We start from the raw sequence: 212 nt of genomic DNA on the forward strand, positions 1-212 counted from the left end.
CACGCTTTGCCGACTCAACGCGAATGATGCATGGAGTGCTCTGCGCCGATGGTGACGCCAAATTTATTACTCATTGGCATATAAAAATCGTGAACTTTCATGTAGTTTTTTGCATAATCCTCAGGCAATAAAAGACGCGCACTCATGAGTTCTGTAAGCTCATTAATGATCGGAAACATCCCATATTCTTCTTGTTCCAATACATCACCAAA

1 protein-coding gene is annotated in these 212 nt (G+C 41.5%); it reads right to left on the bottom strand.

Translation table 11 applies throughout. From position 1 onward, the window contains the following. Window positions 1-14: 14 nt before the first annotated feature. A partial coding sequence (locus tag P353_RS29145; protein ID WP_198529046.1) for a hypothetical protein occupies window positions 15-212 on the bottom strand: 198 nt, incomplete at its 5' end.

This window comes from Comamonas testosteroni (assembly GCF_000761245.1).
Taxonomy (GTDB): domain Bacteria; phylum Pseudomonadota; class Gammaproteobacteria; order Burkholderiales; family Burkholderiaceae_C; genus Comamonas; species Comamonas testosteroni_C.